Origin of the sequence: Arthrobacter agilis, assembly GCF_006494655.1 — a bacterium.
In the GTDB taxonomy this organism is placed as follows: Bacteria; Actinomycetota; Actinomycetes; order Actinomycetales; family Micrococcaceae; genus Arthrobacter_D; species Arthrobacter_D agilis.
This window is the reverse complement of the sequence record NZ_VHIM01000001.1, coordinates 609,215-617,265: the sequence shown is the minus strand read 5'-3', so window position 1 is coordinate 617,265 and position 8,051 is coordinate 609,215. Positions and strand designations below refer to the sequence as shown.

Genomic DNA, 8,051 nt, shown 5'->3' with positions numbered 1-8,051 from the left:
CTAAGACCCACAGCGCCGATGGTACTGCACCCGAGAGAGTGTGGGAGAGTAGGACACCGCCGGACAACCATTAGGCTGAGGCCCCACACCACCAGGTGCGGGGCCTCACCCCTTTAACCACCCACCCACCCACTGAGCCGGCAGCACCCGGATGGCACTCCACACCCAATCCAGCGCGGGGAGGCTGAACCAGCACCCCCAACCACTCACACCCGCCACGCAACGGTAGGGTCGGTGCATGAGCGACTTGTTCTCCCACCCCGCCGAGCCGGATACCGATGCAGCTGACCGGCCTGCACTGACAGCGTCCGTGATGGTGCCCGCCCCGGTGGACCACGCATGGGCGGGCCTCACCGAGCATCTCCATCTCTGGTGGCCCGCCGATCAGCTCAGTCGATGGGGAGAAGGAAGCTTCTTCGATCTGGAGGACAGCGCTCTCGTGGAGACTTCCGAACAGGACGACGAGAATGTCTGGGGGGAGAGGGCGGACGGTGTCCCCGGGCAGTGGCTGGAGCTGACCTGGCGCCATGTGGGAGTTGATCTGATGACGCTGGTTCGCCTCGAGATGGGACCCGCTGAGCAAGCAGGGCCGATGCCTCGCGGGGATGGGGGGCGGGACGGCAAAGAGCAGGTCGCGGCAGTGATTGATCGCCAGGAGGGCGGGGCTGACGCGACGTCGCTGGTCCTCACTCACGGCGGCTGGCTGAAATCGGATCCCAGCGACCTGTACCGGTTCTATGAAGAATTCTGGCCCGTCGCGCTGGGCCGCTATCGGCGCTTCATGGGCGGCTCGTGATGCAGGCGGAGGCCCTCGCCGTGCTGAGCGAGGCACATCCCGGAGCGGTTTCGACCAGCCAGGAGGATCTGGCGATGTATTCGCAGGATCAGGGGCCCGTCGTCGAAACGGTGAGTCCCGTGGCAGTTGTGCGCCCACGCTCTGTCGACGAGGTGCAGGCCGTCCTGCGGTGGGCGACGGCACACCGTGTTTCGATCGTCACCCGCGGGGCTGGATCGGGACTGTCGGGAGGGGCCAACGCCACTCCGGGCAGCGTGATCCTCTCTCTCGAGCGGTTGAATCGCATCATCTCGGTCGATCCGGACGATGAGACGGCTGTGGTCGAGCCGGGAGTTGTCAACGCGGACCTGAACGCTGCGGTCGCGGAGTACGGGCTCATGTACGCACCGGATCCGGCGAGCTACCGATGGTCGACCATCGGAGGGAACGTAGCCACGAACGCCGGAGGATTGCGGTGTGCGAAGTACGGCGTCACGCGTGACTCGGTGCTCGCCCTGGAGGTGGTGCTTGCCGATGGCACTCTGATCACAACAGGACACCGTACGTTCAAAGGCGTGGCCGGGTACGATCTCACGGCCCTGATGACAGGCTCGGAGGGAACACTCGGCGTGGTGGTCGGCATCACCGTCCGCCTGCGGTACCTGCCGCGGGACATTCGCACGCTCGCAGCCTACTTCGATGATTTCCCGCAGGCGGCGGCGGGTGTGCTCGCGATCGGGCGGGCACGGGTCCAACCGGCCATCCTCGAGCTTCTCGACGGCAGGACGCTCGAAGCGCTCGACGGCGCACACGGCTCCGATCTGCGGTCGCACGGCGGATCGCTGTTGCTCGTTCAGACGGATGGCTTCGGTGCTGCTGCGGAGGCCCAGGCCATCCGCGACGTCCTCGTGGGGCTCGGGGCTCAGGTCAGCGACGAGGGATCGGAGGAGGCCGACCGACTGGTGGACCTCCGTCGCCACAGCCGGGGGGACGCGGTCGAGGACGTCTATAGGGTCGGCGAGGATGTGGCGGTGCCCAAGTCGCAGCTCGTCCACTACGTTGCGGCGCTGGAAACGATGGCCGCGCGGCACGGCGTCCACCTGAAGGTGGTCGCTCACGCTGGGGACGGCAATCTGCATCCCACGTTCTGGGTGCAGCGGAGTGACGGTCCGCAGGCCGAGGAACGTCTCGAGCAGGCCCTCGATGAATCAGTCCGCTCGGCGCTTGCTCTCGGTGGCACCATCACGGGTGAACACGGCGTGGGACAGTACAAGCGACGGTGGCTGGGCTGGGAGCAGGCTGTCGAGGTCCTCGACCTGCAGCGCCGGATCAAGCAGGTGTTCGACCCGCTCGATATCCTCAACCCTGGAAAAGCCATCGTCTCCTGATCGTTGTCCGGGAGTGCCAGGAGGCCTCCTCTGCCCGATGATAATGTTCTGGAAACTGCCGGATCTACCGGCACTTCCACCACCACGATGGGGAGCGCCATGTCTGACAACAATCCAGGATCGCAGGGCGGGTCGCCCGACGGCCAGAACCAGCCGCAGTACGGCCAGAACTCGCCCGACGGTCAGAGCCAGCCGCAGTACGGTCAGAGCTTGCCCGACGGTCAGAGCCAGCCGCAGTACGGCCAGAGCTTGCCCGACGGTCAGAGCCAGCCGCAGTACGGTCAGAGCTTGCCCGACGGTCAGAGCCAGCCGCAGTACGGCCAGCAGAGCGCATCGCCGTACGGCCAGCAGTCGCAGTCCCCATACGGTCACCAGGGCGGCAACAACTACCCGGGCAATCAGGGTTACCAGGGACAGGTCGCGGAGAACCCCGGGAGAACGCTCGGAATCGTAGGCTTCATCCTCGCCATCGTGATCGCGCCGGTGGGTCTGATCATTAGCATCGTGGCGTTCGTGAAGTCGCGGAAGGCCAGGATGGGCAACGGGTTCGCCCTCGCCGGCATCATCATCGGTGTTCTCTTCACGATCGGCCTGATCCTCATTGTCGGGCTCATCGCTGCGGCCGCTCCACTCATCCAGGAAGTGGCTCAAGCGTGCGAAGGTGTCGCCTCCGGTGGGACTGTCACCGTCCAGGGGCAGACGGTTACCTGCCCCTGATCGGCACGAACTGAAGGGCCGGCAGCCGATGGCTGTCGGCCCTTCGTCATGGCGGACTAGTTGTCGCCGTACTCCGAGTCCTCATCGATGCCGATGGTCCTGGAATCGGCCGTCAGCATGATCTCCGCCTCGTCACGGCGGTGCCGCAGCTCGTTGTCGAGGTAGGACTGCACGGCTTCGGCCATCGGCACGTTCCGGTCCTCACGCTCGGACATGTACCAGCGGTGCTCCAGGACCTCGTGCACCACCTCGGCGGGTTCGAGTTTCCCACTCAGTTCGCGCGGCACGGCGCGCACGATCGGTTCGAATACCTCGTTCACCCACAGGTGGGCACTGAACTCCTCGTCGAGCGTCGGATTGTTGTCCGCGCGGTAGGCGTCCATGTCGTTGAGCAGGCGGCGGGCCTGGTTCTCCTGGGCGTCGAGCCCGGTCAGCCGCAGCAGTCTGCGGCTGTGGTGCCCGGCGTCGACCACCTTCGGCTGGAGCTGGATCTGCGTGCCGTTTGCCGCCGTCTTGATCACGTACTCCTCGACGTCGAAGCCGAGTTCGTTGAGGCGGCGGATGCGGGCGCTGACGCGCCAGCGTTCCCCGAGCTCGAAGGACTCCTTCTCCGTCAGCTCCATCCACAGCCTGCGGTAGCTGTCCATGATCAGCTCACTGGTCGCGAGGGGGTCGACCTTCTCCTCGATCAGTCCGCCCTCGGCGAGGTCCATCAGCTCGCCGGCGATGTTCACACGGGCGATCTCGAGATCGTACTCGCGCTGCCCGGTCGAGAGTTCCGGGTACAGCTCGCCGGTCTCCGCGTCGACGAGGTACGCGGCGAAGGATCCCGCGTCACGGCGGAACAGGGTGTTGGAGAGCGAGACGTCCCCCCAGTAGAAGCCGATGAGGTGGAGGCGTACGAGGAGGAGTGCCTGCGCATCGATCAGGCGGGTGAGCGTGTCGCGGCGAAGTGTCTGGGAGAAGAGCGCGCGGTAGGGCAGAGAAAACTTCAGGTGCCGGGTGACGAGCACGGGGTCGAGTTCCTCGCCGTCCTGTGTGGTGCGTCCGGAGATGACGGCGACCGGTTCGACGCAGGGCACATCCAGCCGCTGCAGCTTGCGCAGCATGTGGTACTCGTGGCGGGCGATGTGCTCGCTGGTCTCCTTGACGGCGATCACCGAGCCGCCCAGGTGCGCGAAGCGCACGATGTGCCGGGAGATGCCGCGGGGAAGAGCGGCGAGGGCGCTCGCGGGCCACTGCTCCAGCGCCACGTGCCAGGGAAGATCCAGCAGTTCGGGGTCGGTGGCCGCCGCCGTGATGTTCAGCGAGCCGAAGCTCGGGCTCTCGGCGGAGGCAGGGCGCATCCGCGGGAGCTTGCCCGCCTGGTCGTAGTCGGTCGGCTCGTCATGCCACTGTGCGTTCGAGGTCTCGGTCATCGTGCTGCCTCCGGGTCGGGGCGGGAAGGGGCCTGCATCAAGGGTAGATGCCGTCAACGACGACGGTGGCGCCCGCCAGGCTTCCAGAGGATGCCCGGTGGACGCCACCGTCGTCGTGCGTGGTGCTGAACCCGAGTGGGGCTAGACCGAATCGGCCAGGCGGAGGCCGTTCTGGGTGTCGAAGAGGTGCACGTGGCCCTGCTCGGGACGGACGTAGACGGTGTCGCCCTTCATCGGTGGGCGGCGACCATCGACGCGGACCACCATGTCGTGGTCCTTGCCGTCCAGCGTGGTGTGGCCGTAGATGTAGGCGTCGGCGCCGAGTTCCTCGACGACGTCGACCTCGACCTGCAGGCCCGCTCCGTTGTCCGCGAGCTTGAGATCCTCGGGGCGGACACCCAGCGTCACGGTGTTGCCGGCTGCCGCGTCGAGGACGCTCCCGGGGACCGGGTAGACGATCCCGCCGAAGATGACACCGCCGTCGGTCACGGGCAGCTCGAGGAGGTTCATCGCGGGCGAGCCGATGAAGCCGGCCACGAAGACGTTCTTGGGGCGCTCGTACAGGTTGCGGGGGGTGTCGACCTGCTGGAGGATGCCGTCCTTGAGGACCGCGACGCGATCACCCATGGTCATGGCCTCGACCTGATCGTGGGTGACGTAGACCGTGGTGACCCCGAGGCGGCGGGTCAGCGACGCGATCTGCGTACGGGTCTGCACGCGGAGCTTGGCGTCCAGGTTGGAGAGGGGCTCATCCATGAGGAACACCTGGGGGTTACGCACGATGGCGCGACCCATGGCGACGCGCTGGCGCTGCCCACCCGAGAGAGCCTTCGGCTTGCGGTCGAGGTAGTCCTCGAGGTCGAGGAGCTTTGCCGCCTCGCGGACACGCTCGGCGCGCTCCTCCTTGGAGACACCCGCGATCTTCAGGGCGAAGCCCATGTTGTCGGCGACCGACATGTGCGGGTAGAGGGCGTAGTTCTGGAAGACCATCGCGATGTCGCGATCCTTCGGCGGGACGTCCGTCACGTCGCGGTCGCCGATGAGGATGCGTCCGGAGTTCACGTCCTCGAGGCCGGCGAGCATGCGCAGCGAGGTGGACTTGCCGCAACCTGAGGGGCCGACGAGGACGAGGAACTCGCCGTCGGCGATATCGATGTCGAGCTTGTCGACGGCGGGCTTCTCCGTGCCCGGGTACAGGCGCGTGGCCTGGTCAAACGTTACCGTTGCCATGGTGTTGATTCCTTTTCACGGGCAGGTACGTGCCCGACGATCCGTAGTGAATGGAAAATATTCAGTTGTTCGCGTGGCCGATCAGCAGTACCGGTGACGTTGGTCACGCCCCCGTAGTATGACACGTTAGTTTGCGGGGTGCACCTGGGTGCGGAGCGAGACCAGTTCGGAGAGCACCTCCGAGAAGTCCTCCGGGGAGGCCACGGTGAACCGGGCGGCGGTCCCTCCCGGACCAACCCGGATGCCGACGTCGTCCGGGAGGAGCGTCCGGAGCGCATGTTCGTCGGTGACGTCGTCGCCCGCGAAAAGGACCGCCGTGGCGCCCGTGGTCTCGCGGAGGAGGGCCAGTCCCTGGCCTTTGTCCGCCTTGATGACGGAGATCTCGAGGACGCGTTTGCCGTCGGTGATGCTGAGGTCGGCGAGGTCTTCGAGGCCCGCACGTGCTGCTGCCACCGCCGAGTCGGCGACGTCGTCGGTCGCCGTTCTCGTATGGAGGACGACCCCGGCGGGCTTGAACTCGATCCGGGTGCCCGGGTGGGCCGCGATCGTGCGCTCGACGACGTCGACGGCGCGCGCCAGCAACCCGGCCTGCTCCGGCGTCAGGGCGAGGGGAGCGCCGTCCGGCCCGGTCCAGGTCTCCGCCCCGTGGCTGCCGATCATCATCATGTCCTCGGGCGGTTCGGCCACCACCCGCAGGCTGTCGAGGGCGCGGCCGGAGATCAGCGCCGTCGTGGTGCCGGGAAGCGCGGCGAGGGCCCGCAGGGCGGTACCCGACGCAGGGAGGGCCCGCGCGTCCTCGGCGCGTTCGACCAGCGGGGCGAGCGTCCCGTCGAAGTCGAGGGCGACCAGCAGGTGGGGCGTGGCGGCGAGTGTCGCGAGGGCCGCGCGCAGGTCCGGATTAAGCGCCATGCTCGGGGCTTCCCGCGTGCAGTGCGTTGAGGAAGGCCTGGGACCAGCGCTCGACGTCGTTGTGGACCACCTGGCGCCGCATAAGCCGCATGCGCCGCATGGCCTCGGTCTTCGGCATGGAGATCGCCGAGACGATGGCGCTCTTCAGTCCGTCGATGTCGTGCGGGTTGACGAGGATCGCCTGGCGCAGGGTGTCGGCGGCACCCGCGAACTCGCTGAGGACCAGCATGCCCGTGTTGCCGGTGCGGGCCGCCACGTACTCCTTGGCGACGAGGTTCATGCCGTCCCGCAGGGCGGTGACCAGCATGACATCGGCGGCCAGATACAGGGCCACCATCTCCTCGACCGGGTAGCTGTGGTGCAGATAGCGGATCGCCGTGTTCTTCATGGTGTCGTGCGTGCCGTTGATCCGGCCGACCGCGCCCTCGATGTCCTCCCGAAGAATGCGGTACTGCTCCACGCGCTCGCGGCTCGGGCTCGCGACCTGGATGAGAGCGGCGTCCTCGACCGTGATGGCGCCGTCCTCCAGCAGTTCACCGTAGGCCTTGAGCCGGTGACCGATGCCCTTGGTGTAGTCCAGGCGGTCGACACCGAGCAGGATGTGCTGAGGATCGCCCAGCTCCCGCCGGATCTCCCGGGACCGCTCGATCACGTCCGGGCGCTGCGCGAGTTCCGTGATCGACGCCGTGTCGATCGAGATGGGGAACGCCTCGGCACGGGAGGCGTACGCGGGGACGCCGTCGTCGCCCTCAGGGACCTGCACCTGCTGCGCCTTGATGGTGTAGCCCTTGAAGCGGCGGACGCAGCGCAGGAAGTTGCTCGCATCGCTCGGACGCTGGAAGCCGATGAGGTCGGCTCCGAGGAGACCCTCGATGACCTGTCGCCGCCAGGGGAGTTGCGCGTAGATCTCCAGCGGAGGGAACGGGATGTGGTTGAAGAAGCCGATCTTGAGGTCCGGTCGCGCCTGCCGCAGCATCTTGGGGACCAGCTGCAGCTGGTAGTCCTGCACCCAGACCGTCGCGCCCTCCGCAGCAACGGACGCCGTCGCCTGCGCGAAGCGTTCGTTGACCCTGCGGTAGGAGTCCCACCAGGTGCGGTGGAACTCGGGGGAAGCGATGACGTCGTGGTACAGCGGCCAGAGGGTCGCGTTCGAGAAGCCCTCGTAGTACAGCTCCACCTCCTCCGCGCTCAGAGGGACCGGGACGAGGCGCATGTTCGCCTCGTCGAAGGGTTCGAGTGTCTCGTCGGGGGCGCCGTGCCAGCCCACCCAGGCGCCGTCGGCCTTCGCCATCACCGGGGCCAGGGCGGTCACCAGCCCGCCGGGCGAGCGCCGCCAGGAACTCTCGCCGTGCTCGTCGACCACGCGGTCCACGGCGAGCCGGTTGGAGACCACGATGAAGTCGAAGTCCCCGAAGGAGCCGTCCGCGGAGAAGGAGGACTTCACGCCGGGCGTGGTGGAAGGCTGTGCTGCGCTCAAAACTGGCTCCATCGCAGTAGTGGGGTCTCGCTCCCGACTCTAGCCGGTCGCGCCGTCACCGGGTGGGAGTGGGGCCGCGTGGGGATCGCGCAGGTCGGATCGATACACTGGGCCCCCGTACAGCCGACGAAGAGGAC

At 67.2% G+C, this 8,051-nt stretch carries 7 protein-coding genes; 3 read left to right on the top strand and 4 right to left on the bottom strand.

Annotated elements, in window-relative coordinates:
- The first annotated feature begins 238 nt into the window (after window positions 1–238).
- The 3 genes from FJV46_RS02765 to FJV46_RS02755 all read left to right on the top strand — a co-directional run bounded on the left by FJV46_RS02765 (window position 239) and on the right by FJV46_RS02755 (window position 2,880).
- Window positions 239–796 carry an SRPBCC family protein gene (locus tag FJV46_RS02765; RefSeq protein WP_087031792.1) on the top strand — a complete coding sequence of 186 codons (558 nt, stop codon included), beginning with the start codon at window positions 239–241 and terminating at the stop codon, window positions 794–796.
- A complete protein-coding gene (locus FJV46_RS02760) occupies window positions 796–2,163 on the top strand; it encodes an FAD-binding oxidoreductase (protein WP_087032026.1) in 1,368 nt (455 codons plus the stop codon). Before FJV46_RS02765 ends, FJV46_RS02760 begins: the two co-directional genes overlap by 1 nt.
- 99 nt (window positions 2,164–2,262) lie before the next feature.
- Window positions 2,263–2,880, top strand: a complete 618-nt coding sequence (locus FJV46_RS02755) for a DUF4190 domain-containing protein (protein ID WP_126130552.1) — start codon at window positions 2,263–2,265, stop codon at window positions 2,878–2,880.
- A 56-nt stretch (window positions 2,881–2,936) separates the two neighbouring features.
- Here the strand turns inward: FJV46_RS02755 and FJV46_RS02750 are convergent, their stop codons facing one another.
- From FJV46_RS02750 to FJV46_RS02735, 4 genes are all read right to left on the bottom strand, one after another.
- Entirely contained in the window at window positions 2,937–4,298 is a 1,362-nt protein-coding gene (locus FJV46_RS02750; RefSeq protein ID WP_087031787.1) for a DUF4032 domain-containing protein, read from the bottom strand.
- 141 nt (window positions 4,299–4,439) lie between these two features.
- Window positions 4,440–5,528 (bottom strand): ABC transporter ATP-binding protein, encoded by a 1,089-nt coding sequence (locus FJV46_RS02745; RefSeq protein WP_087031784.1) that lies wholly within the window; start codon window positions 5,526–5,528, stop codon window positions 4,440–4,442.
- 126 nt (window positions 5,529–5,654) lie between these two features.
- On the bottom strand, window positions 5,655–6,437 hold the full coding sequence (otsB, locus tag FJV46_RS02740; RefSeq protein WP_087031781.1) for a trehalose-phosphatase: 783 nt from the start codon (window positions 6,435–6,437) through the stop codon (window positions 5,655–5,657).
- Window positions 6,427–7,926, bottom strand: a complete 1,500-nt coding sequence (locus FJV46_RS02735; RefSeq protein ID WP_087031778.1) for an alpha,alpha-trehalose-phosphate synthase (UDP-forming) — start codon at window positions 7,924–7,926, stop codon at window positions 6,427–6,429. Before FJV46_RS02735 ends, otsB begins: the two co-directional genes overlap by 11 nt.
- Window positions 7,927–8,051: the final 125 nt, after the last annotated feature.